Source organism: Pseudomonas sp. 8 R 14, assembly GCF_900005955.1.
Taxonomy (GTDB): Bacteria; Pseudomonadota; Gammaproteobacteria; order Pseudomonadales; family Pseudomonadaceae; genus Aquipseudomonas; species Aquipseudomonas marginalis.
The window spans coordinates 414260-436334 of sequence record NZ_CVTH01000058.1 but is presented as its reverse complement, the minus strand read 5'-3'; the positions used below and the strand labels follow the sequence as shown (position 1 = coordinate 436334).

Annotated in this window: 24 protein-coding genes and 1 tRNA gene; 13 read left to right on the top strand and 12 right to left on the bottom strand. The window is 61.5% G+C overall.

All coding sequences use genetic code 11. The annotated features are described in order from the left end of the window. Nucleotides 1–96 precede the first annotated feature (96 nt). From BFQ01_RS14400 to BFQ01_RS14380, 5 genes are all read right to left on the bottom strand, one after another. Nucleotides 97–1284: a methyltransferase gene (locus tag BFQ01_RS14400; protein ID WP_065925767.1), complete on the bottom strand. Its 1188-nt coding sequence runs from the start codon at nucleotides 1282–1284 to the stop codon at nucleotides 97–99. Beyond that, the gene (locus tag BFQ01_RS14395) at nucleotides 1265–1954 is read right to left on the bottom strand and encodes an ABC transporter permease (protein ID WP_065925766.1); all 690 of its coding nucleotides are present in this window, start codon (nucleotides 1952–1954) and stop codon (nucleotides 1265–1267) included. The genes BFQ01_RS14400 and BFQ01_RS14395 overlap by 20 nt, the downstream gene beginning before the upstream one ends. Then, nucleotides 1954–2646, bottom strand: a complete 693-nt coding sequence (locus BFQ01_RS14390) for an ABC transporter permease (protein ID WP_027605092.1) — start codon at nucleotides 2644–2646, stop codon at nucleotides 1954–1956. Before BFQ01_RS14390 ends, BFQ01_RS14395 begins: the two co-directional genes overlap by 1 nt. Nucleotides 2647–2720: 74 nt before the next feature. Continuing rightward, the gene (locus BFQ01_RS14385; RefSeq protein ID WP_065925765.1) at nucleotides 2721–3473 is read right to left on the bottom strand and encodes an ABC transporter substrate-binding protein; all 753 of its coding nucleotides are present in this window, start codon (nucleotides 3471–3473) and stop codon (nucleotides 2721–2723) included. Nucleotides 3474–3486: 13 nt separating this feature from the next. Then, nucleotides 3487–4260, bottom strand: coding sequence for an ABC transporter ATP-binding protein (locus BFQ01_RS14380; protein WP_065925764.1), 774 nt, complete (start codon nucleotides 4258–4260; stop codon nucleotides 3487–3489). A gap of 555 nt (nucleotides 4261–4815) precedes the next feature. Between BFQ01_RS14380 and gabP the strand changes: the two genes are divergently transcribed. Then, complete coding sequence (gene gabP, locus BFQ01_RS14375; RefSeq protein ID WP_065925763.1) at nucleotides 4816–6207, top strand: GABA permease; 1392 nt, start codon at nucleotides 4816–4818, stop codon at nucleotides 6205–6207. 74 nt (nucleotides 6208–6281) lie between these two features. On the opposite strand, the gene BFQ01_RS14370 is transcribed toward gabP, so the two are convergent. Continuing rightward, nucleotides 6282–6686 (bottom strand): hypothetical protein, encoded by a 405-nt coding sequence (locus BFQ01_RS14370; RefSeq protein WP_027605088.1) that lies wholly within the window; start codon nucleotides 6684–6686, stop codon nucleotides 6282–6284. A 17-nt stretch (nucleotides 6687–6703) separates the two neighbouring features. Continuing rightward, entirely contained in the window at nucleotides 6704–7675 is a 972-nt protein-coding gene (locus BFQ01_RS14365) for an alpha/beta hydrolase family protein (protein WP_065925762.1), read from the bottom strand. Between the two features lie 199 nt (nucleotides 7676–7874). Here BFQ01_RS14365 and BFQ01_RS31480 point away from each other — a divergent pair, with 199 nt between their 5' ends. From BFQ01_RS31480 to BFQ01_RS14350, 5 genes are all read left to right on the top strand, one after another. Next, nucleotides 7875–8069, top strand: coding sequence for a type II toxin-antitoxin system RelB family antitoxin (locus BFQ01_RS31480; protein ID WP_074848438.1), 195 nt, complete (start codon nucleotides 7875–7877; stop codon nucleotides 8067–8069). Nucleotides 8070–8085: 16 nt separating this feature from the next. Further along, complete coding sequence (locus tag BFQ01_RS31475; protein ID WP_256097741.1) at nucleotides 8086–8367, top strand: type II toxin-antitoxin system RelE/ParE family toxin; 282 nt, start codon at nucleotides 8086–8088, stop codon at nucleotides 8365–8367. A gap of 41 nt (nucleotides 8368–8408) precedes the next feature. Then, the gene (locus BFQ01_RS14360) at nucleotides 8409–9374 is read left to right on the top strand and encodes an arsenic resistance protein (protein ID WP_065925761.1); all 966 of its coding nucleotides are present in this window, start codon (nucleotides 8409–8411) and stop codon (nucleotides 9372–9374) included. Between the two features lie 85 nt (nucleotides 9375–9459). Beyond that, nucleotides 9460–11064 (top strand): hypothetical protein, encoded by a 1605-nt coding sequence (locus BFQ01_RS14355; protein WP_065925760.1) that lies wholly within the window; start codon nucleotides 9460–9462, stop codon nucleotides 11062–11064. Nucleotides 11065–11158: 94 nt separating this feature from the next. Further along, the gene (locus BFQ01_RS14350) at nucleotides 11159–11428 is read left to right on the top strand and encodes a hypothetical protein (RefSeq protein ID WP_027605084.1); all 270 of its coding nucleotides are present in this window, start codon (nucleotides 11159–11161) and stop codon (nucleotides 11426–11428) included. A gap of 129 nt (nucleotides 11429–11557) precedes the next feature. Here BFQ01_RS14350 and BFQ01_RS14345 read toward each other — a convergent pair. The 4 genes from BFQ01_RS14345 to BFQ01_RS14330 all read right to left on the bottom strand — a co-directional run bounded on the left by BFQ01_RS14345 (nucleotide 11558) and on the right by BFQ01_RS14330 (nucleotide 15280). After that, nucleotides 11558–11633: transfer RNA gene (locus tag BFQ01_RS14345), tRNA-Phe, on the bottom strand. Between the two features lie 103 nt (nucleotides 11634–11736). Then, nucleotides 11737–12009 carry an oxidative damage protection protein gene (locus tag BFQ01_RS14340; RefSeq protein WP_027605083.1) on the bottom strand — a complete coding sequence of 91 codons (273 nt, stop codon included), beginning with the start codon at nucleotides 12007–12009 and terminating at the stop codon, nucleotides 11737–11739. Beyond that, nucleotides 12006–13073 (bottom strand): A/G-specific adenine glycosylase, encoded by a 1068-nt coding sequence (mutY, locus tag BFQ01_RS14335; RefSeq protein ID WP_065925759.1) that lies wholly within the window; start codon nucleotides 13071–13073, stop codon nucleotides 12006–12008. Before mutY ends, BFQ01_RS14340 begins: the two co-directional genes overlap by 4 nt. Continuing rightward, nucleotides 13070–15280 carry an AsmA family protein gene (locus BFQ01_RS14330; RefSeq protein ID WP_065925758.1) on the bottom strand — a complete coding sequence of 737 codons (2211 nt, stop codon included), beginning with the start codon at nucleotides 15278–15280 and terminating at the stop codon, nucleotides 13070–13072. The genes mutY and BFQ01_RS14330 overlap by 4 nt, the downstream gene beginning before the upstream one ends. 325 nt (nucleotides 15281–15605) lie before the next feature. Here BFQ01_RS14330 and BFQ01_RS14325 point away from each other — a divergent pair, with 325 nt between their 5' ends. From BFQ01_RS14325 to BFQ01_RS14295, 7 genes are all read left to right on the top strand, one after another. Continuing rightward, entirely contained in the window at nucleotides 15606–17267 is a 1662-nt protein-coding gene (locus BFQ01_RS14325; RefSeq protein ID WP_065925757.1) for an OFA family MFS transporter, read from the top strand. A gap of 169 nt (nucleotides 17268–17436) precedes the next feature. Continuing rightward, a complete protein-coding gene (gene hisB / locus BFQ01_RS14320) occupies nucleotides 17437–18030 on the top strand; it encodes an imidazoleglycerol-phosphate dehydratase HisB (protein WP_017849940.1) in 594 nt (197 codons plus the stop codon). Beyond that, on the top strand, nucleotides 18030–18668 hold the full coding sequence (gene hisH, locus BFQ01_RS14315; protein WP_065925756.1) for an imidazole glycerol phosphate synthase subunit HisH: 639 nt from the start codon (nucleotides 18030–18032) through the stop codon (nucleotides 18666–18668). Before hisB ends, hisH begins: the two co-directional genes overlap by 1 nt. Further along, nucleotides 18669–18926, top strand: coding sequence for a DUF2164 domain-containing protein (locus BFQ01_RS14310; protein ID WP_065925755.1), 258 nt, complete (start codon nucleotides 18669–18671; stop codon nucleotides 18924–18926). Nucleotides 18927–18965: 39 nt separating this feature from the next. Further along, nucleotides 18966–19703 (top strand): 1-(5-phosphoribosyl)-5-[(5-phosphoribosylamino)methylideneamino]imidazole-4-carboxamide isomerase, encoded by a 738-nt coding sequence (gene hisA, locus BFQ01_RS14305; RefSeq protein ID WP_027605077.1) that lies wholly within the window; start codon nucleotides 18966–18968, stop codon nucleotides 19701–19703. 9 nt (nucleotides 19704–19712) lie between these two features. After that, nucleotides 19713–20483: an imidazole glycerol phosphate synthase subunit HisF gene (gene hisF, locus BFQ01_RS14300; RefSeq protein ID WP_003171107.1), complete on the top strand. Its 771-nt coding sequence runs from the start codon at nucleotides 19713–19715 to the stop codon at nucleotides 20481–20483. Between the two features lie 66 nt (nucleotides 20484–20549). Further along, nucleotides 20550–21305 carry a substrate-binding periplasmic protein gene (locus tag BFQ01_RS14295; protein WP_065925754.1) on the top strand — a complete coding sequence of 252 codons (756 nt, stop codon included), beginning with the start codon at nucleotides 20550–20552 and terminating at the stop codon, nucleotides 21303–21305. Here BFQ01_RS14295 and BFQ01_RS14290 read toward each other — a convergent pair. After that, entirely contained in the window at nucleotides 21296–22075 is a 780-nt protein-coding gene (locus BFQ01_RS14290; protein WP_065925753.1) for a divergent polysaccharide deacetylase family protein, read from the bottom strand. The two genes, BFQ01_RS14295 and BFQ01_RS14290, sit on opposite strands and share 10 nt — an antisense overlap.

Sequence of the window (22075 nt, the reverse complement as noted above, 5' to 3'; positions counted from 1 at the left end):
AACGTGGCTTTTTGCCTGTAGCGCAGGTAGCCACAGGCCTTGTAAAGATTCCATCAACAGAGTTATCCACAGGCTGGGGTGCGACAATCCTGCCCCTTAATCGCGCTCGGCAAGCACCATCAAGTTGCGTGGTGTCAGTGTGGTTTCGCAGAAGCTGCCCACTTCGACCCTGTAGCCACGTTCGCCAAGAAACAGTGCCCGATCCAGTACCAGCCACACTTCAAGTGGGCGCCGAAACAGCCCCCGCAGCAACTCCAGGTTCCTGACCTCGGCCAAACGTTGCCAGCCGTGCGCTTCCAGCGCCGCCCAATCCTGTTCACCTGTGGATAACCCTTTGATACTGGCCAACGCCTGGCAGTAGTCGGCGAAGGGTTTGTCCAGCCAACCGGCGGGCAGGGAAGGGGTAGGCAGGTACTCGTCGCAGTGGCGTAACTGGCGTTGTAACTGATCGAAACCCAGGCGGCGCGCCATGGAGATGTCCCGCTGCAGCCGCACGCGTTTACCGGCCGTGACGGTTTCGCTGAGGGGCAGGCCAAGATCGTCGACCGACAACTGCAAGGCTGAAGCACGGCCCGCTTCGGACAGCGGCTGGTAGGCGTCCGTGTTGATGCGGTTGTAGCAGCACGGCGCCACGGCCAGTTGCTTGCAGCCGGCGGCACTGGCCAATTGCAGCAGGCGCACATGCAGGTCGCCGCAGGCATGCAGGGCGACGGAGGTGTGCTCGGGGTCTAGGCTCACGTTCGCCATGACATCTTGCAGGCGGTGGGTGACGGGCAGGCCGTGGTGGTCGCTCAAGGCCTGGCCTGCCGCGATCAGCGCCGGGTCGCATTCCAGGCAGGTCAGCTGTTGGTTGGTGTGCAGCAGGCGGCGGCCGAGGTGGCCCTTGCCGGCGCACCAGTCCAGCCAATGCCGGGGTGTTTGCGCAAACTGCAGCGCGGCGCCGAAGGCTTCGATTTGCTGCCACTTGCGCCCGGGTACGTCGACATTCAGGCGGCGCGCCGCCGGTTGCAGGGGCTGCGTCGGTAACTTATCCACAGCACTGAGGCGCAAGGCTTCGCGGGCCAGTGAGGGAAAAGGCGCCGGCGCCGGTAGGGTGTGGGGATGGTTATGACTGGTTTCCGCGTCGGACAACGAGCGTTGACGCAGCCATCGGGCCAGTTGCGGATGCTCGGTTTCCCAAGGCAACTGCCGATGAGTAAAGGGCCGTGGTCGCCACAGCCCTTGGTGCTCGATCAGAAACGCATCCAGCGCCTCGAAGCGGGCTTCAACGTCCCTGGCAGGCATCGACGCGCAGCCAGCGTTCCAGCAGCCTGAAGCCGCGTACCAGCAGGAAGGAGATCAGCAGGTAGAACACGCCGGCGGTGAAGAACATCTCCACCGTCAGGTAGTTGCGCGCGATGATCGTCCTGGCCATGCCGGTCAGTTCCAGCAGGGTCACGGTGCTCGCCAGCGAGCTGGCCTTGAGCATCAGGATCACTTCGTTGCTGTAGGCCGGCAATCCGATGCGCGCGGCCCGGGGCAGTACGATGTAGAACAGCGTCTTGGGCCTGGACATGCCCAACGCACGGGCGGCTTCGATTTCCCCAGGCGGAATGGCCTGGATGGCACCCCGCAGGATCTCGGCGATGTACGCGGCGGTGTGTAGCGTCATGGTGGCGGTGGCACACCAGAACGGATCGCGCAGGTACTTCCACATGAAGCTTGAGCGGATGCTGTCGAATTGGGCCAGTCCGTAATAGACCAGGAACAACTGCACCAGCAGCGGCGTGCCGCGAAAGAAAAAGATATAGGCGTAGGGCAGGGCGCGCACAGACAGGTGCTTGGACGAGCGCGCGATACCCAGGGGGATGGCCAGGATCAGGCCGAGGATCACAGCGATGCTCACCAGCTCCAGGGTCAGGATGGCGCCCTGGATAAACTTCGGCAGCCACTTGATGATGACTTCCCATTCCATTACGTCGTCCTCACGAAGCCGCGGGCGGCGCGTTGTTCCAGGAAGTGCATGGCCACCATCGACAGCGACGTCAGGCCCAGGTAGATGAATGCGGCGACCATATAGAAGGTGAAAGGCTGTTTGGTGACGGTTACGGCGATCTGCGCATGGCGCATGATTTCCTCGAGGCCGATGACCGTGACCAGCGCGGTATCTTTCATCAGGATCAGGAACAGATTGCCCAGGCCCGGCAGGGCGATGCGCCACATCTGCGGCATGATCAACCGGGTAAAGATACGAAACTTCGACAGACCCAGCGCCACACCCGCTTCGCGGTGGCCTTTGGGAATGGAGATGATTGCACCCCGCAGCACTTCCGTGGCGTAGGCGCCGAAACACAGGCCCAGGGCGATCACGCCAGCGGCAAAGGCGCTGAGGGACAGGTCGGGAATATCGAGCAGCTCACCCAGTGAGCGCATGGCGTTGATCGTGCCGAAGTAGATCAGCAGCACCCACAGCAGCTCCGGCACACCGCGAACGATTGTCGAGTAAGTACCGCCCAGCCATTGCAACGGCTTGTACGGGGAAGTCTTGGCCAGGGCACCGGCGAGGCCGAGTACCAGCCCCAGGCATAACGCCGTGAGCGCCAGTTTGACGGTCATCAGCGCGCCGGCAGCGAGCGCCGGGCCGAATCCGTAGAGATCGAAATTCATGGTGTCTTCATATCGCGGCAGGCATTGCTGAAAGCCGGCGCGCTCAAGTGAGCGCGCCGGGCAGGCCGTTCAGGTCATTCGATGCTGAACGGGAAGTACTTGTCGTTGATCTTCTTGTAGGTGCCGTCTGCCTTGATCTCTGCCAGGGCTTTGTTCAGGCGCTCGCGCAGCGGGTCGCCCTTGCGTACGGCGATACCGATCTTGTCGCTCTCGACAACCGGGTCGCCCTTGAACTCGTAGGCCAGGCCGTCTTTGCTCTTGAGCCATTCGTACTGCACGTACTTGTCGGCGAGGATCCCGTCGAGGCGGCCGGACGTCAGGTCAAGGTAGGCGTTTTCCTGAGTGTCGTAGAGCTTGGCTTCGGTGTCAGGCAGCTTGTCTTCCAGGTAGGTGCCGGCCAGCGTCGCGCGTTGGGCGCCGATGACCTTGCCCTTCAGGTAGGCGGCGTCGGTCTTGAAGTCTGCGGTGGCTTTGGGCGCGATGAACTGCAGCTTGTTGGAGTAGTACGGGTCGGTGAAGTCGACGGCTTGCTTGCGCTCGTCGGTGATCGACAGCGAGGACACCAGGAAGTCGAACTTCTTGGCATTCAGGGCCGGGATGATGCCGTCCCAGTCGGACACATACACGTCGCACTTTTCGACTTTCATCTTGGCGCACAGGGCGTCGCCGATGTCTTTGTCGAAGCCGACCACTTGGCCGCTGGCGTCTTTATTGTTGAACGGCGGGTAGGCCGCTTCGATCCCCATGGTCAAGGTTTCTGCCATGGCCGTGGCGCTGAACGCCATCGAGACGGCCGCGGCCAGAAGGAATTTTTTATAGTTCTGCATGCATGTTGCTCCGTTAGCGGTTGCTGGACATGAATTGTTTGCAGCGCGCCGAAAGCGGGTTTTCAAACACCTGCTGTGGCGATCCTTGCTCTTCGATCAGGCCCTGGTGGAGGAACACCACTTCACTGGAGACCTGACGGGCGAAGCCCATTTCGTGGGTGACCAGCAGCATGGTGCGGCCTTCTTCGGCCAGCGCGCGGATCACATTAAGTACTTCCTGGACCATTTCCGGGTCAAGGGCTGAAGTGGGTTCGTCGAACAGGATGACCTTGGGCTGCATCGCCAGGGTGCGCGCGATGGCCGCCCGTTGTTGCTGGCCGCCGGACAATTGCGCGGGGTAGGCATGGCGCTTGTCGGCGATGCCGACCTTGTCCAGCAGGGCTTCGGCCACTTCTATTGCCTCGGCCTTGCTCTGGCCGAGCACACGGCGAGGGGCCTCGATGATGTTGTCGAGGATGCTCATGTGCGGCCACAGGTTAAAGTTTTGAAACACAAAACCGATTTCGCTGCGCAGGCGGTTGATCTGCTTGCCGTCTGCGGCCATCAGCTCGCCGTTTTTCGCGGCCTTGAGCTTGAGCTCTTCGCCGGCCACGAGGATCTGGCCCTGGTGCGGGTTTTCCAGCAGGTTGATGCAGCGCAGGAACGTGGACTTGCCGGAACCGGAGGAACCCAGGATCGAGATCACATCGCCGTCGCGAGCGGTCAGCGAGATACCTTTGAGTACCTCCAGCTCACCATAGCGTTTATGCAAGTTGCGGATTTCAAGCGCGGGCGTGGCCTCGGCCATGTGGGGTCCTCATTGTGTTCATTGCGATCTTCGCTGTTGGGCCGCCTTCCTGGCGAGGCGCCAAGCTAGCATAGCGTCCTGATGGCGGCCAACAGCGCGGCGGGCGGTAAACGGGCGGTGTGCGGCAGGGTGTCGCATCGGCACAGCAGGGTGTCGCGCCATCAACAACCGAACAACCGTTTTAACCCGTGAATCCGCAGGCTTCGCGTGAAAAAGGGCGCGATGGTGCCAGCTTTGGCCGGGTGTTGGAAGGGTTAAACGGGCAAACGGTAGCTATCGGCCCTTTTATGGCGCGCCGCGTACTTTTCGTGTGTGTTTTTGGTGCGCTTGTTCGTCTTGAAAGTGAGTCGCACGGTAACGCTATAGCGAAATGCCATTGTTCTCAATGACTTGCGATGACTGGTGAATCATCCTGCAGGCCGCGTCAATCGCGGTTTTGTAACATTTTGGCGCAAATCTTGCGTAAAAAATAAAGAACGCCCTGTTGGTTTCTTTTCACGAGGAAGAGCCCAGGCCGGGCGGACCGTTTTCGCAATTCCTCGCAAAGGTGTGTCAATGAGTAGTACGCAAAGCTCCAATGACCTCGAACAGGGGCTCAAACCGCGTCACGTCACCATGCTGTCGATTGCCGGCGTCATTGGTGCCGGTTTGTTTGTCGGCTCCGGCCACGCGATTGCTGCCGCTGGCCCTGCGGTCCTGCTGGCATATGCCGCAGCGGGTACGCTGGTGGTCTTGGTGATGCGCATGCTGGCCGAAATGGCCGTGGCGTCGCCGGACACCGGTTCGTTCTCCACCTATGCCGACCGTGCGATCGGTCACTGGGCCGGCTTTACCATCGGCTGGCTGTACTGGTGGTTCTGGGTGCTGGTGATTCCATTGGAAGCCAACGCCGCCGCGACCATTCTCAACGCCTGGTTCCCGGATGTGGCCATTTGGGCCTTCACGCTGATCATCACGTTGCTGCTGACGGCCACCAACCTGTTCAGCGTGAAGAACTACGGTGAGTTCGAGTTCTGGTTCGCGTTGATCAAGGTCGTGGCGATCGTGGGCTTTGTGATCCTCGGCCTGGCGGCGATTTTCGGCTTCCTTCCTACCAGCCAGGTCAGCGGCGTTTCCCACCTCTTTGACACCCAAGGCTTTATGCCCAACGGCATGGGCGCGGTATTGGCAGCGATCCTGACCACCATGTTCTCCTTCATGGGCACCGAGATCGTCACCATCGCCGCCGCTGAATCGAAGAACCCGGGCCAGCAAATCACCAAGGCCACCAACTCGGTGATCTGGCGGATTGGTTTGTTCTACCTGTTGTCGATCTTCATCGTCGTGTCCCTGGTGCCTTGGAATGATCCGACCTTGGCGGCGGTAGGTTCCTACCAGACCGTGCTGGAACGCATGGGTATCCCGAACGCCAAGCTGATCGTCGACCTGGTGGTTCTGGTTGCCGTGACCAGCTGCCTGAACTCGGCGCTGTACACCGCTTCGCGCATGCTGTTCTCCCTGGGCCGTCGCGGCGATGCACCGGCCGTGGCCAAGCGCACCAACAAAAGCGGCACGCCTTACTGGGCGGTATTGCTGTCCACCGGCGCGGCGTTCCTGGCGGTATTTGCCAACTACGTGGCGCCGGCAGCGGTGTTCGAATTCCTGCTGGCCAGCTCTGGCGCCATCGCGCTGCTGGTGTACCTGGTGATTGCGGTGTCGCAACTGCGCATGCGCCAGAAGCGCATGGCGGCGGGCGAGAAAATTGTCTTCAAGATGTGGCTGTTCCCAGGCCTGACCTACGCGGTGATGGTATTCATCGTCGGCACATTGACCATCATGCTGTTCCAGGAAGCGCATCGGGTCGAGATCATCGCGACCGGGGTCTTGAGCTTGCTGGTAGTGGCGGCGGGGTTGTTTGTGTCCAGCCGTCGCAAGGCGCAGAGAGTGGGCGCTGCGGTGCTGAATTGATGTGATGGAATGCGGTGCTCGATTGCGCCGCAGTTCAAATGTGGGAGGGGGCAAGCCCCCTCCCACATTTGGTTTTAGTTGGTGAGGGCCTCGGATGCGGCGACGTAATCCGCCTGGAACTGCGGCGATTCGATCCACGCCAGTGCGGCGGCTTCATCGTCGCTGTCGGTGGCCCACTGCCGATACTCGATCAGTGCCGCCAGGATAAAGTCGGTGGCTTCTTCTTCGCCTTCCTGCTCCAGCACCAGCGCGAGCAGCGGGTGGGCCAGGAATACCGCGCAGAGGGCCTGCTGGCTGGTCTCGCCGGCGGTGCGCATCTCCACGAACAGCTCGGTCAAATCCACTGACTCAAGGTCAATCCGGTCGTCATCGCCGGCAAACGCATCCGGTTTGCTCGCGACGGCGCGCTGGGTGCGGTTCTGCTTGGCCTTGGCCTTGGCCCGGTGGGCACGTTTTTGCTGCTTGTTCGGCGAGGCCATGGGCTCACGTCCTTGGGTCAGGATCTGGGTGGGGTATTGAAGCGCAGGTTGAGGGAAATCCCAAGGGTATCCGCCGTTAATTGACCGTGTTGCAGCCAGGCCAGTGCAATCGGCCACAACCGATCCTGATACTCCCTGCGAAAGAACGCGAAATGTCCGACCTGTTTTTCGCCGATGTCTTCCGGGGCGATGCGCAGATGGGTGCGCTCGCTGCCGTCGAAGTTACCCAGCAACCGTTCAATCGCCGCCACGGTGCCGAAGGGGTCATCGGTGATGCTGATCGCCAGCACCTGCGCCTTCACGCGACTGAATGGCAAGTCCGCCAGGGCCCGCCCGCTGGGCCGCGTCTCATACCTGGGCGTTGGCGTGCTCCAGTCGCGCACCACGCCTGCCGGCGTATCCTCCAGCCAACCCAGGCGCTTGCCGGGGAAATATCCGCAGAGTGCCGTGACCATCGGCATGACCACATGCCATTTGGCAAACATCTGCCAGCGCCCGGCGGCGGCGTAATCGCGCCAGTAGGCGAACTGCGCGCCCACGGTCACGATTCGCCGGATCACCGCGCCGGATGCGCCCAGCCCCGCCGCACAGCCACCAAAACTGTGGCCGACCACATCAATCGGCTGGCCTGGAAACTCCCGCTGCGCCCGCAGCAGGATCGCTTCGAAATCCAGCGTGCCCCAATCCGACCACGACGCCTTGAACCCACGCAACGAACCGCTGCGGGACTCGCCGATGCCGCGATAGTCGTAGGTGATCACGTCAAAGCCGTTGGCAAACAGGTAGTCGGCGAAACGTGAGTAGTGGCGGCAACGCACGGAGGTGGCGGCGTTGATGATGACGACCGGGCGTTCTAGGTCGGTGCGCGGGTGGCGCCAGGTGAAGCCGCCGAGGGGGTGGCCGTCTGCGGCGGATTCCTTGAAGGATTCGCTTTGGCTATTTTGGGGTGTAGTTGCAAGTTCTACTGAAGAGGCGTCATTCAAATTCATCGTTTCGAAGCCCCTGCGTGGATTATTATTTTTTAGTAACAGCTAGCCAGTTTGCCAGCACTTGTCTGCCCTTTGATTGGGTCATTAACCTTCGGCGCTCGCAAAGCGTGCAGAGCCCCGGCGAAAGCCATAGATCCGAGAGAAACGACAGCAAACCATGGACAGATTAGACTGGCAGGCACCTATTCCGGAGGTCGCCATGAGCATCCCACGTTCTCCCATCGTTTCAGAGTTTGAAACTGAAGAGCAGGCTGCCAGCTACGACCGTTGGTTTCGTGCCAAGGTACAGGCTTCCATTGATGATCCTCACCCAAGTATTCCACACGATGAGGCAATGGCAGAAGTCGAGAGGATGCTGGAAGAGAGGCGCAAAGCTCGTCGTGCTGCTCGTTAAATAGCGACCTGAGGCTATCGTCGCCTTGACCGAAGTTATTGATTACATCGAGCAGTACAACGCCGCTTCCGCCGCTTCGTTGCACCGTACGATTGTGGCGGCCGCTGAGGGTTTATCGTCAATGCCATACGGATTCAGGCAAGGGCGCTTGTCCGGCACTCGTGAAATGGTTGTTCATCCAAACTATCGGGTCGTCTATCGCGTTATGGAACAGGTCGAGATCCTGACCGTATTGCATACACGCCAAGAATATCCTTCAGAGGCGACCGGTCCGCTGCACTCGACCTCGCGCCAGTAGACGCATAGGCTTGCACCTCTGCGGTCCACCAGAGCGTTTTCATGACCCGCGACACCCTCGAACACCACCAGATCCCCCTCTACTTCGCCGCTGTCCTCCTGGCTGGTGCGTTCGGCCTGCTCGCGCCTTCGTTGGCCCAGGGCCTCGGCGCGCTGGTCACGCCCGCCATCGCGGTGTTGATGTATGCGATGTTCCTGCAAATTCCTTTTCTGGACCTGCGCCAGGGCTTGGGCCATAAGCGCTTTCTGTCGGCGCTGCTGCTGGCCAATTTCATCCTCGTGCCGCTGCTGGTGTGGGGGTTGACCCGTGGCCTGGTGGAGCGCCCGGCGTTGCTGGTGGGCGCATTGCTGGTGTTGCTGACGCCGTGTATCGACTATGTGGTGGTGTTTACCCATATCGGTAAAGGCGACTCGCGCTTGATGCTGGCGGCGACGCCGGTGCTGTTGTTGCTGCAGTTGCTGCTGTTGCCGGTGTACCTGGGGTTGATGCTGGGGGCGCAGTCCGGGGTGGTGGTGCAGGCGGGGCCGTTTATCGAGGCGTTCCTGTTGTTGATCGTGCTGCCCATGGGGCTGGCGGTGATCACCACATTCCTGGCACGGCGCTCGTCGGGCGTCAGTGCTTGGAGCGACGCCTGGGCATGGTTGCCGGTGCCGGCGATGGCGCTGGTGTTGGTGGTGGTGATCGGTTCGCAAATCACTTCGGTGGTGCGTGACATTAACCTGTTGCTGCCGGTGATCCCGGTGTACGTGGCGTTCCTGTTGCTGGCGCCGGTGATCGGGGCGTTGGCTGCGAGGCTGTTCGCGCTGCCGGCGGCGACGGCACGGGCGGTGACGTTCAGCGCATCGACGCGTAACTCATTGGTGGTGTTGCCGCTGGCCCTGGCGTTGCCAGAAGACGTGCGCGGCGTGGCGGCGACGGCGGTGATCCTGCAAACCCTGGTCGAGTTGGTGGGCGAGTTGATCTACGTGCGCCTGATCCCGAGGCTGGTGTGGCCTGCTGGTCGGTGAAACGTGAATGTTCAGGTTTGTTCAGGTGCTATTAGGGATACGTTCGGCACCCTAGGTCGGCGTTCCCTACCTGACAGGCCAACCCATGGATCACTGCAACCGTTTCCGCCTGGAGTCCCTGGGCATTTTCCTGTTCGCGCTGTTGCTGTTCACGCTGGGTATCTGGGACCAGCAACCCCAGGGCTTTGACGGGCGCTGGGCGCTGTTCCTGCAGGAAATGTTTCGCCATGGCGCGAGTCTTTTCCCCACCACCTATGGGCAGCCTTACGCGGACTACCCTGGTACCGCGACCTTCTTCAGTTACGTATTTGCCCGGTTGTTCGGTGCGCCCAACCATTTGGCCAATGTGCTGCCCACTGCCCTTGCATCCGCCGGGGTCGTAGCCTTGATCTATCGCTTGCTGGTCCCGGCGAGTCGCCCGTGGGCGTTGCTCACGGTGCTGCTGACGTTGCTCACCACCCAATTGCTCGAAAAGTCCCGCTCGGTATGCCTGGACCAGATGGTGGCGGTGCTGTGTGTCGGCAGTTTCTACCTGCTGCACAGTGGTGAGCGCCTGGGTTCGCGGCTCAGGCAACTTGCGGTGTTCCCGCTGTTCATCCTGGGTTTCGCGATACGCGGCCCGCTGGGCTTGATCGAAGTCTGCGGCGTGGTGTGCGTGTATTGGGCGCTGGGCAGACCTGGAGCGCGGGTCAGGCAGGTGTTGATCCACGGCATCGTCGGCCTGGTGTTGCTGGCGGCCTGTTGGTGGCTGTTGGTGAAGCTGGCGCGCATCAGCGGCGGCGATGGGTTTGCCGATGAAGTGTTCAATATGCAAGTGGGCGGGCGCCTTGATGAAAGCGGCGAGCCGTTCTATTTCTACTTCCAGCTGAGCCTGTACCGTTACTTCCCCGTGGTGCCGCTGGCGTTGGTCACATTGGTTGCGCTGCGTCATCGTTGGGCGGAGCGGTTTGATGATCCGGTGCAATTGGTGGTGCGGCTCGGTGCCTGTGGGTTGATGATCCTGCTTGGCTTGTCGGTGCCGCATTTCAAGCGTGCCTATTACATTCTGCCCATGGTGCCGATGTTTGCGGCTGTCGCGGCCTATGGGCTGCTTCAGGCGCAAGGCTGGCTCTTGGGCGTGCGCAGGGGCTATGAATGGCTTGTCGCGGCGCTGCCGGCGCTGTGCGTGGTTGCCGTGTTTGTCTGTCGGCATGGGTGGCAGAAGCACGGTTACTGGCCTAACGTTTCGTTGCCGCTACTGATTGCTGTCCTGTTGGTGCTGCAAGTGGCTGCGCTGGGTGTCTGGCGACGGCCGCAGCGACTGGTGTGGCTTAGCCTCGTTGCATTGGCGGCGCAATGGCTGGTGTTGGTGGCTGTCGTGGAGCCGGCCAAGGATTTGCAGTTCGATACCCGGAGATTCGTGGGGCAGGTGGAGGCGCTTCGCGTGAAGCAGCCGGGTACCTTGGTGTTTCTCAACCTGGGGCGTGATACCTGGGCCGTGCGCTACATGATGAACCTGGACCACGACGAGCAGCCCGTGTTTATCGCGGGTAACGAGGTTGGACGGCTGGATGCTTTGCCCCGTCCTGCCTGGGTGATCGTGGCACGCAAGGAAACGACGCTGTTGCCGGGAACGCCCCTGGATCGCCTGCAGCCGAGCCTAGAGGGGCGATTGAACGACAACCCGCTGATGGTGTTTTTGCTGAAGTGACCTGGCACCTTGCTGTATGTTTGCCGATCGAGTGACCGGTCGGTCAAATTGGCTGTGCCGTTTTTTGAACTTGCCGTATTGGAAGCACAGGGATATGACGAAAAAGGACTTTAAGCGGCCCGTCAGTGGCTACGTAATTGAGCGCTCGCGAATCGGAAGGCTGAGCATTGGCTTTGATGGCGGTTGCAGCTATCCGGCGATGATCAATGTGTTGAGGGCGGTCTTCGAGCGTTACGGGCGCCTGGTACGCTTTGGCGAGCAGCTGTCAGCCCAGGGCTGGCTGGATCGGGTGGAAGAGCGCGGCTTTGAGATATCCGATCAGGAGCGGGTGGCAGTGTTCACATTGATGTCGGATCGCAGCTAACTGAAATCCCCTGGGGCGATGCTCGATCGCCCCAGGCGGCATCTATAAATCCCCGACAACAAAAAGCCCGCACTGGGCGGGCTTCTTGTGGGCTTTCGGGTGGTTTTTGCACCACCTGAAACTAATTAGTGGTGCCCAGAGACGGAATCGAACCGCCGACACGGGGATTTTCAATCCCCTGCTCTACCGACTGAGCTATCTGGGCAACGGGGCGCATTAAACGGGTTTTTCAGGGGGTCGTCAAGCAAGTTTTCAAAAAATATTTAATTATTACCGTCGCTTACGTGCCGACCCCGATTTTTGATCAATTATTGAGCAGGCGGCACGTAGCCGTCAGCCTTGGCGTAATCCTCGCCGGAAAAGAACTTGTCCATTTCGCCTGACAGGTATTTACGGTCTTCGGCGTTCATCATGTTCAGGCGTTTTTCATTGATCAGCAGCGTCTGGTGTTTCAGCCAGTCGCCCCATGCCTGGGCGGAGATGTGATCGAAAATGTCCTGGCCCTTCGCACCTGGGTACGGAGGGCGTTCCAGGCCTGGCAATTCTTCGTTGTACTTGCGGCACATTACGGTGCGGGTCATGACGACTCTCCTGCGTTCAATACATCGGCCGCGCGTTTCAGCAGTTTCTTTACCGGGGCGGCAAGGCCCAGGCGCGGCGGGGTGGCGAGGTTATACCAGAGCCAGTCGGCCTCGGCCACGTGATGGGCGGATTCCTCGACCTGCACCAGCCAGGGTTCGATGGCCAGCTGGAAGTGGCTGAAGGTGTGGATCAGCCCCGGCAGTGCCTGGTGCTCGCCCAGCTCGAGAGCGTGCTGGTTGGCCAGGTGTTCGAGGTCTTGCAGGTCGTCCAGTTCGGGCAGGCTCCACAAGCCGCCCCACAGGCCGGTGGAGGGGCGGCGGTAAAGCAGGATGGCGCCTTCGGCATTGGCCAGCATCGGCATCAGCGTGCGCTTCTGCGGGATGCTCTTGCGCGGCTTGGGGATCGGGTAGCGTGTCTCCAGGCCGAGCAGGTGGGCTTCGCAGCCTTTTTCCAGCGGGCACAGCAGGCAGCTGGGCTTGCTGCGGGTGCAGAGGGTGGCGCCCATGTCCATCATCGCCTGGGTGTAGGCGTTGACACGATCATGGGGTGTGAAGCGCTCCGCGGTGGCCCACAGCTGCTTGGCCACCTTGGGTTCGCCGGGGTAGCCCTCTTGTGCGGTGAAGCGCGCCAGCACGCGTTTGACGTTGCCATCGAGGATCGGCGCGCGCAGGCCCATGCTCAGGCTGGCAATCGCGCCGGCGGTGGACAGGCCGATGCCGGGCAACTCGGTGAGTTTTTCCACATCCCTGGGAAACTCGCCGCCGTACTCGGCCACGATGATTTTCGCGGTCTTTTGCAGGTTGCGCGCCCGAGTGTAATAACCCAGGCCGGTCCACAGGTGCAGCACTTCGTCCTCCGGCGCGGCGGCCAGGGCTTCGACCGTTGGCAGGGAGGCCATGAAGCGGTCGAAGTAATTGAGCACCGTGCTGACCTGGGTCTGCTGCAGCATGATCTCCGAAACCCACACCCGGTAAGGCGTGATGCCCTGTTGCCAGGGCAGGTCATGGCGGCCGTGGCGGTCGTACCAGTCCAGCACCGCCGTTGAAAACTGCTCGTTTTTCATCGTTTGAACAGGCCTTTCAAAGCATCTTTGAGCTGCGGATTGACCTTGTCGAGCTTCTCTTCCAGCTTCTCGCTGAGCTTGTTGCCGGCCGCCTTGATCGCGACCTGGCTCAGGCCGTCCTTGTCCAGGCGGCAGGCCTTGGCACCGAGTTCCAGTGGGCCACGGCAGCGCAACGGCACTTCGATGCCCTGGAAGTTGGCGCCGACTTCGCAGGCCGGGTCCGGTACTTCGCGCTGGTCGCCTTCGACGATGATGCCGACGCGGTAATCCATGCCCAGTACGCGCAGGTCGACGTCACCGTTGCCATTGACCGCCAGCCCGGGGATGCGCACTTTCAGGTCGGGGTTGTTGGCGACGCCGTTACGGAAGGTCAGGTTGCCCTTCAACTCCTGGAACGGTGTGTCCTTGCCGCGTTGTTCGCCGCTCAAGGTCTTGCGGTTGAGCAGGGCGATACCGGTGCACAGTTGCTGCTCGAGGTTGGCGTTGAGCAGCACGCCGTTGTTGATCACAAAGCTGGCGGTACCGTTGAGGCTGTCGATCAGGGCTTTCTGGCTGTTGCCGCGGCCGCTGAGGTTGCTGTCGAGGGTGACCTGGCCTTTCACCGGCGGCGTTTGCCCCTGGGCCTGCAGGATGCGTTCGACCGGCACCTGCCTGATCCGGCTTTGCAGGGCCAGCAGCGGAATGTCCTGGCGCACGTCCAGGCTGCCGTTGGCCTGGAAGGTGCCGTTGTAGAGCCCGCCGCTCAGGGTGTCGAGCTTGAGTTGGCCGTCGACGCCGGACGCTTTCAGCACGGCATTCTGGATCGGCAATTTACTCAGGGTCAGTTGGCCGAAGGCGAGGTCGGCATTCACATCCAGCTTGCGCAGATGGGCCAATGGCAGCAGTTTGTCGGTGCTCCAGGCGCCTTTGGTCGGTGCTTCCGGCAGTGGCGTGGTGCCCCCGGCCGCCATGGCGCCGGCTTCGCTGTTCTGCACTTCGGCCTGGCGGGCGGCGGTCGCGCCCTTGGCGGATTCGGACTTGGCCGGCAGGTAGTTGTCGGCGTTGAAGGTATCGCCCTTGAGCTGCACGCGCAGCGCCTGCTTGGCAAAGTCGTCCACGGCGATACGACCGGTAAAGGTGCTGCCATCGAGTTTCAGGTTCAGGTCTTCCAGCGCCAGGCTGGTCGGCGTGCCCTTGAGGCGGCTGACCAGCTCGACCTTGCTCAGGCTGCCCTCGGCCATGGGCGGCAGCGGGTTGCCGACGCTGTCGAGGAACTTGGCCAGGTCAAACTGGGCGATGGACAGCGCGCCGCTGAGTTGCGGGGTCTTGTCCAGGTCGTTGACCTTCAGTTCGCCCAAGGCGCGCAACTGGTTGGCCGAGAGCTTCAGGTTGGTCCATTCGGCGATATTGGCCGCCTGGTCCACCAGTAACTGGCCTTGTGTGGAGAAGGTCACGGTCTTGCCTTGCAGCGGCTCGCCAGTGGCTTCGCCGGTGACTTTCATGTCTTCGAACTGGTAGCGCTTGAGCGCGCGTTCGATACGCAGGTTGCCGTTGAGCTCGGTCTTGACGCGCATCACTGGCTGGTTGCTGCCGAAGAAGGCGGTGAGTTTCACCGGGATGCTCGCACCTTCGTGCACGGCGCCGGTGCTCAGCTGGATACTTTCGGCGCTGAATTGCTTGCCGGTCTGTTCATCGTTGTATTCGACGCGGGCGTTGTTGACCGTCAGGCTGTCGATATCCAGGCGGATCGGCTTGGACGGTTTTTCCGCTTCGGGCTCGGCAGGCGCTTGCGCTGGCGCGGGGGTTCCGGCAGTTGCCACCGGCGCGGTCTTGCCGATGTCTTCCCAGTTGCCATGGCCCTGCTTGTCGCGGTTGAGGCGCAGGTTCAGGCCTTCGACACGCACATCGCTCATTTGCACCTCGCGACGCAGCAGCGGCAGCACGCGTACCGACAGGCCAAGCATTTGCAGGTCGGCGAAGGGTTGGGTCGGCGTGGTCAGGGTCGCCACGCTGGCTTCGTGCAGTTCCAGGCCGAGCCAGGGGAACAGGCTCCAGCCGATATCGCCATTGAGCGTCAGCTCGATGTGGGCCTTGTCGCGGGCAATCTGGCGAATCTCGTCTTTATAGTCGTTGGGATCGAAGAGATGGGTCAGGGCGAAGCCCAGAGCCACAATGATCAGCAACAGCCCGAGAAGTACCAGACCCAGGATTTTGCCGAACGCTTTCATGGGCGAGTCCTTGTATGTCGATTTCAAAATTTAGCCGCAGAGTATAACGCCCGACGGCCTGCGTCAGGTCACCGATCGTTACATTGTATCCATAGGGGCGAAAACGGGTTTTTGACGCCAATAAAACCGAAAAATCGCAAAAAGATGATGTCATTTTGGTTTTTCTGTCACTCGCTAATGCTAATCTTCGGCCGTTCGTTCGCCTTCTGCGACTTATCGTCGCGCCAAAATGGAGCTTCACTCTACAAAAACGGCCACGCTTTGCGTGCAAGGCCGAGGGAGAGAGCGCCTGACGAACGCATACTAATAACTGGGGGATTCATCAATGAGCACTAGCACTGTGGCCGGCACTACTGCCGCCCAGCCTGCGTTCCTGTCCAAGGAGCGCATTATCGCCAAGCCCGGCTTCAACCGCTGGCTGGTTCCACCGGCCGCCCTGGCCATCCACCTGTGCATCGGCATGGCCTACGGCTTTTCGGTGTTCTGGCTGCCGCTGTCCAAGGCGCTGGGTATCACTAAACCGGTTGCCTGTGCGCCGGACATGAGCTTCATCGCCCAAGTCTTCTCGTCCCAATGCGACTGGCCCATCTCCATGCTGGGCTGGATCTACACCCTGTTCTTCATCTTCCTGGGCTGCTCGGCAGCGATCTGGGGTGGCTGGCTGGAACATGCCGGGCCGCGCAAGGCCGGTGTTGTGTCGGCGTTGTGCTGGTGTGGCGGCCTGCTGATCTCGGCGCTGGGTATCTATACCCACCAGATCTGGCTGATGTGGATCGGCTCCGGGGTCATTGGCGGTATCGGCCTGGGCCTGGGCTATATCTCGCCCGTATCGACCCTGATCAAGTGGTTCCCGGACAAGCGCGGCATGGCCACCGGCATGGCGATCATGGGCTTCGGCGGCGGCGCAATGGTGGGCGCCCCGCTGGCTGCTGCGCTGATGGGGCATTTTGCTTCGCCGACTAGCGTGGGCGTATGGCAGAGTTTCCTGGTCATGGCTGCGATCTACTTCGTGTTCATGATCGGCGGCGCGCTGTCCTACCGCGTTCCACCCACTGGCTGGAAGCCTGAGGGCTGGACCGCACCGGCGAAAAAAGCCAGTAACGCGATGATCACCCACCGTCACGTGCACGTGAATGTGGCGTGGAAAACCCCGCAATTCCGTCTGGTATGGCTGGTGCTGTGCCTGAACGTGTCGGCCGGTATCGGCATCCTCGGCATGGCTTCGCCGCTGCTGCAGGAAGTGTTCGGTGGCAAGCTGCTGGGTGTCGATGTGCCGTTTGGCCAACTGGACGCCGGGCAATTGGCGTCGATTGCCGCCATCGCTGCGGGCTTCACCGGCCTGCTGAGCCTGTTCAACATCGGTGGTCGGTTCTTCTGGGCTTCGTTCTCCGACTACCTGGGGCGTAAAAACACCTACTTCGTGTTCTTCGCCCTGGGCTTTGCCCTGTATGCGCTGATCCCGAACCTGGGGCACCTGGGCAACGTGGCGCTGTTCGTGGCGGCGTTCTGCATCATCCTGTCGATGTACGGCGGTGGCTTTGCGACCGTCCCGGCCTACCTGGCCGACCTGTTCGGTACCCAGATGGTCGGCGCGATCCACGGTCGCCTGCTGACCGCCTGGGCAGCGGCGGGCGTGCTGGGCCCGGTGCTGGTGAACTACCTGCGTGAGTATCAACTGAGCATCGGCGTTGAACGCGCTGCGGCCTATGACATCACCTTGTACATCCTCGCCGGCCTGCTGGTGCTGGGCTTTATCTGCAACATGCTGGTCCGCCCGGTGGCCGACAAGTACTTCATGACCGATGCAGAACTTGCCGCAGAGCAAGCGCTGGGCCATGACAAAGGGGCTGATGCCACCACTTCCCTGGAGTGGAAAGCGGCGCCCGGCACCGTGCCATTGGCAATTGCCGCCTGGCTGGTGGTGGGTATTCCGTTGGCGTGGGGTGTGTGGGTGACCCTGCAGAAGACGGCGGTACTGTTCCACTAAGTTGAATACAAGCGGGCGCACCATCCTGGAGCGCCCGCTTGTGTATACATGTCTATCCCCGACATTCCCCGCCTCAACTCGTCAGTCTTATCCCCTTCGATGTTTCTGTTTAGCGCCCGCGCCCCTATAATGGCTGCCTTTTTCGCCCAATGATTTTGCGGAGCTGGTGATGGCCGAACGTAAGGCGTCCGTCGAGCGCGACACTCTGGAAACCCAGATCAAAGCCTCGATCAACCTGGATGGCACCGGAAAGGCCCGATTTGATATCGGTGTACCTTTTCTTGAGCACATGCTGGACCAGATCGCCCGTCACGGGCTGATCGACCTGGATATCGTCAGCAAGGGCGACCTGCATATCGACGACCACCACACGGTGGAAGACGTAGGCATCACCCTCGGCCAGGCGTTTGCCAAGGCCATCGGCGACAAAAAAGGCATCCGTCGCTACGGCCACGCCTATGTCCCGCTGGACGAAGCGCTGTCGCGTGTGGTCATCGACTTCTCCGGCCGCCCAGGCCTGCAGATGCACGTGCCGTACACCCGCGCCACCGTGGGCGGCTTCGACGTCGACCTGTTCCAGGAATTTTTCCAGGGCTTCGTCAACCACGCACTTGTCAGCCTGCACATCGACAACCTGCGTGGCACCAACACCCACCACCAGATCGAAACCGTGTTCAAGGCTTTCGGCCGCGCGCTGCGCATGGCCGTGGAGCTGGATGAGCGCATGGCCGGGCAGATGCCCTCGACCAAGGGCGTCCTGTAATGCAGACGGTCGCGGTTATCGATTACGGCATGGGCAACCTGCACTCGGTGGCCAAGGCCCTCGAACACGTAGGGGCCGGCAAGGTGCTGATCACCAGCGATGCCAGCGTGATTCGCGAAGCCGACCGCGTGGTGTTCCCCGGTGTGGGGGCGATCCGCGATTGCATGGCCGAGATCCGTCGCCTGGGCTTTGACAGCCTGGTGCGCGAAGTCAGCCAGGATCGTCCGTTCCTCGGCATCTGCGTGGGCATGCAAGCCTTGCTCGATCGCAGTGAAGAGAACGACGGCGTCGACTGCATCGGCCTGTTCCCCGGCCAGGTGAAGTTCTTCGGCAAGGACCTGCACGAAGACGGCGCCCACCTGAAAGTCCCGCACATGGGCTGGAACGAAGTCAGCCAGGCGGTGGATCACCCGCTGTGGCACGACATCCCGGACATGGCGCGCTTCTACTTCGTGCACAGCTACTACATCGCCGCCGGTAAACCGCGCCAGGTGGTGGGGGGTGGGCACTACGGCGTCGACTTCGCCGCTGCGTTGGCCGAAGGTTCGCGTTTTGCCGTGCAGTTCCACCCGGAGAAGAGCCATACCCATGGCCTGCAATTGCTGCAGAACTTCGCCGCCTGGGATGGGCGCTGGTAAATGGCCAGGAAGCCGAAGCTGCCGATCTTGAACCTCACGCCAGAGCAGGAAAGTGAGGCTACCCTCAAGATCAAGCGCTTCATGGAAGACCGCTTCGAGCTCAAGCTGGGCTCGTTCGAGGTCGCCGAGATTCTTGAGCTGTTCACCACCGAAGTGGCTCCGCACTATTACAACAGGGCGATTTTCGATACGCAGACGCTCCTTAAAGAAAGGTTCGAAAGCATCGAAAGCGACCTGTGGTCGCTTGAGAAACCCTGATTTCCCAAGCATTGCTGAATATCGAATAAGGTTTGCCAGATGCTGATTATCCCCGCTATCGATCTCAAGGACGGCGCCTGCGTCCGTCTGCGCCAAGGCCGTATGGAAGATTCCACCGTGTTCTCCGATGACCCGGTGAGCATGGCTGCCAAATGGGTGGAAGGGGGCTGCCGGCGTCTGCATCTGGTGGACTTGAACGGCGCCTTCGAAGGCCAGCCGGTCAACGGCGAGGTGGTCACCGCGATCGCCAGGCGCTACCCGAACCTGCCGATCCAGATCGGCGGCGGTATCCGCTCCCTGGAAACCATCGAGCATTACGTCAAGGCCGGCGTGAGCTACGTGATCATCGGCACCAAGGCCGTGAAAGACCCGGCCTTCGTCGCCGAAGCCTGCCGCGCGTTCCCGGGCAAGGTGATCGTGGGCCTGGACGCCAAGGACGGTTTCGTCGCCACCGACGGCTGGGCTGAAATCAGCACCGTGCAAGTCATCGACCTGGCCAGGCAGTTCGAAGCCGACGGCGTGTCCGCCATCGTTTATACCGACATCGCCAAAGACGGCATGATGCAGGGCTGCAACGTGCCGTTCACCGCGGCGCTGGCGGCGGCGACAAAGATTCCGGTGATCGCTTCCGGCGGCATTCACAACCTGGGCGACATCAAGTCGCTGCTGGACGCCAAGGCGCCAGGGATCATCGGCGCCATCACCGGCCGCGCGATCTACGAAGGTACCCTGGACGTCGCCGAAGCCCAGGCTTACTGCGATGCCTACAACGGCTGAGGACTGACCATGGCGCTGGCCAAACGCATCATCCCTTGCCTGGACGTCGACAACGGTCGCGTGGTCAAGGGCGTCAAGTTCGAGAACATCCGTGACGCCGGCGACCCGGTGGAAATCGCCCGTCGCTACGATGAGCAGGGTGCCGACGAGATCACCTTTCTCGACATCACTGCCAGCGTCGATGGTCGCGACACCACGTTGCATACCGTCGAGCGTATGGCCAGCCAGGTGTTTATCCCGCTGACCGTGGGCGGTGGCGTGCGCACTGTGCAGGACATCCGCAACCTGCTCAATGCCGGTGCGGACAAGGTCTCGATCAACACTGCTGCGGTGTTCAACCCGGAGTTCGTCGGCGAAGCCGCGCAGCACTTCGGCTCGCAATGCATCGTGGTCGCCATCGACGCCAAGAAAGTCTCCGGCCCGGGCGAAACCCCGCGCTGGGAGATCTTCACCCATGGCGGTCGCAAGCCGACCGGTCTGGACGCGGTGGAGTGGGCGATGAAGATGGAAGGCCTGGGCGCCGGGGAAATCCTGCTGACCAGCATGGACCAGGACGGCATGAAGAACGGCTTCGACCTGGGCGTGACCCGCGCCATCAGCGATGCGCTGGGTATTCCGGTGATCGCTTCCGGCGGCGTCGGTAACCTGCAACACCTGGCCGACGGCGTCATCGAAGGCCATGCCAGCGCGGTGCTGGCGGCGAGTATTTTTCACTTTGGCGAATACACCGTTCCCGAGGCCAAGGCCTACATGGCGGCGCGCGGTATCGTCGTTCGCTAAACGTTGCTGGACACCATGGCAGGCGCGCGGCACTCTCTGCGCTTGCCATGGATTCCGGTAGCCTTCATGTTCAAGACCCTGCTGCTTGCCCTCGCCAGCACCTCCATCTTCATGGTGAGTGCGGCCCACGCCGAAGAGCCGTCCGACGCCTCCCTGGTGTTGCTGACGGAAAATTTCCCGCCCTACAACATGGCCAAGAACGGCAAGAACTTCGCCAGGGACGAGAACATCGAAGGTATCGCCGTGGACATCGTGCGCGAAACCTTCAAGCGTGCCGGCATTTCCTACAATCTCACCCTGCGTTTTCCCTGGGAGCGAATCTATAAGCTCGCCCTGGAGAAACCCGGCTATGGCGTGTTTGTGATGGCGCGCCTGCCGGATCGTGAAGCGCTGTTCAAGTGGGTCGGCCCCATCGGCCCGGACGACTGGGTGCTGCTGGCCAAGGCCGACAGCAAGATCCAGCTCGACGACCTGGAGCATGCGCGCCGCTACAGGATCGGCGCCTATAAAGGCGATGCCATCGCCGAGACCCTGGAGAAGCAGGGCCTTAACCCGGTGGTGGTGTTGCGTGACCAGGACAACGCGCAAAAGCTCGTGGATGGCCAGATCGACCTGTGGGCCACCGGCGACCCGGCCGGGCGTTACCTGGCGCGCCAGGTCGGTGTGACCGGGCTCAAGACTGTGCTGCGGTTCAACAGTGCCCAGTTGTACCTGGCGCTGAACAAGGATGTGCCGGATGAGACGGTAGCCAGGCTGCAGGCAGCGTTGGATCAGTTGCGCTCTGAAGGGCGGGTGGAACAGATCATGGCGGACTATTTGTAGCGGTAGACGCCGTTCTTGCCGTGCCCCGGCATGGCTTGATTGCTGCGCACACTGATCATCAGCTTGATATCAATCCACTCGATGCCCTGGGCCTGGAGCTTGGGCAATTCGCGCTCGAGCACCGCCAGCGTCTGCGGATAGGGGTGGCCGATCATCACCGCCGAACCCTGTTTATGCGCCAGCTTGATCGCGGTTTGCAGCTGCGTGGCAATCGCCGCTTCGGTGCGCTCATCATCGAGGAATACATCCCGCGAGACATGGGCCAGGCCGATCTTCTGCGCCTCGGCGGCGGCCACGGTCTGTGCGCTGGTGCGGCTGTCGACGAAGAATTTGTTGCGCCGCTGCAGTTCCGCCATCAGCCAGGCCATGGCGGCCGGCTGGGCGGTCATGCGACTGCCCATATGGTTGTTGATGCCGGCGGTGTAGGGCACGGCCTTGAAGGCGGCGTCCAGGCGTTGGCCAAGTTCTTCCATGGAGAGTTCCGGGTGCCAGGCGAACGGGCCGGTGGCGGGGTCCATGGGCATGTGCAGGATCACGATCTTGCCGGCCTTGTGCGCTTCGCGGGCGAATTCGGCGGCGTGGGGCGTGTCGGGCATGATCGCCGTGGTCACCGGCCCAGGCAGGGCCAGCACGCGACGATCCCGGGGCAGGTTTTGCCCCAGGTCGTCGATGATGAGGGTCAGGTAGGCTTTGTGGAATTCGCCGGCAGGGGCCGCTTGGGCGACCCCTGCCAGGCTGCACAGCACAGCGATGATCAGGGCAACACGCAT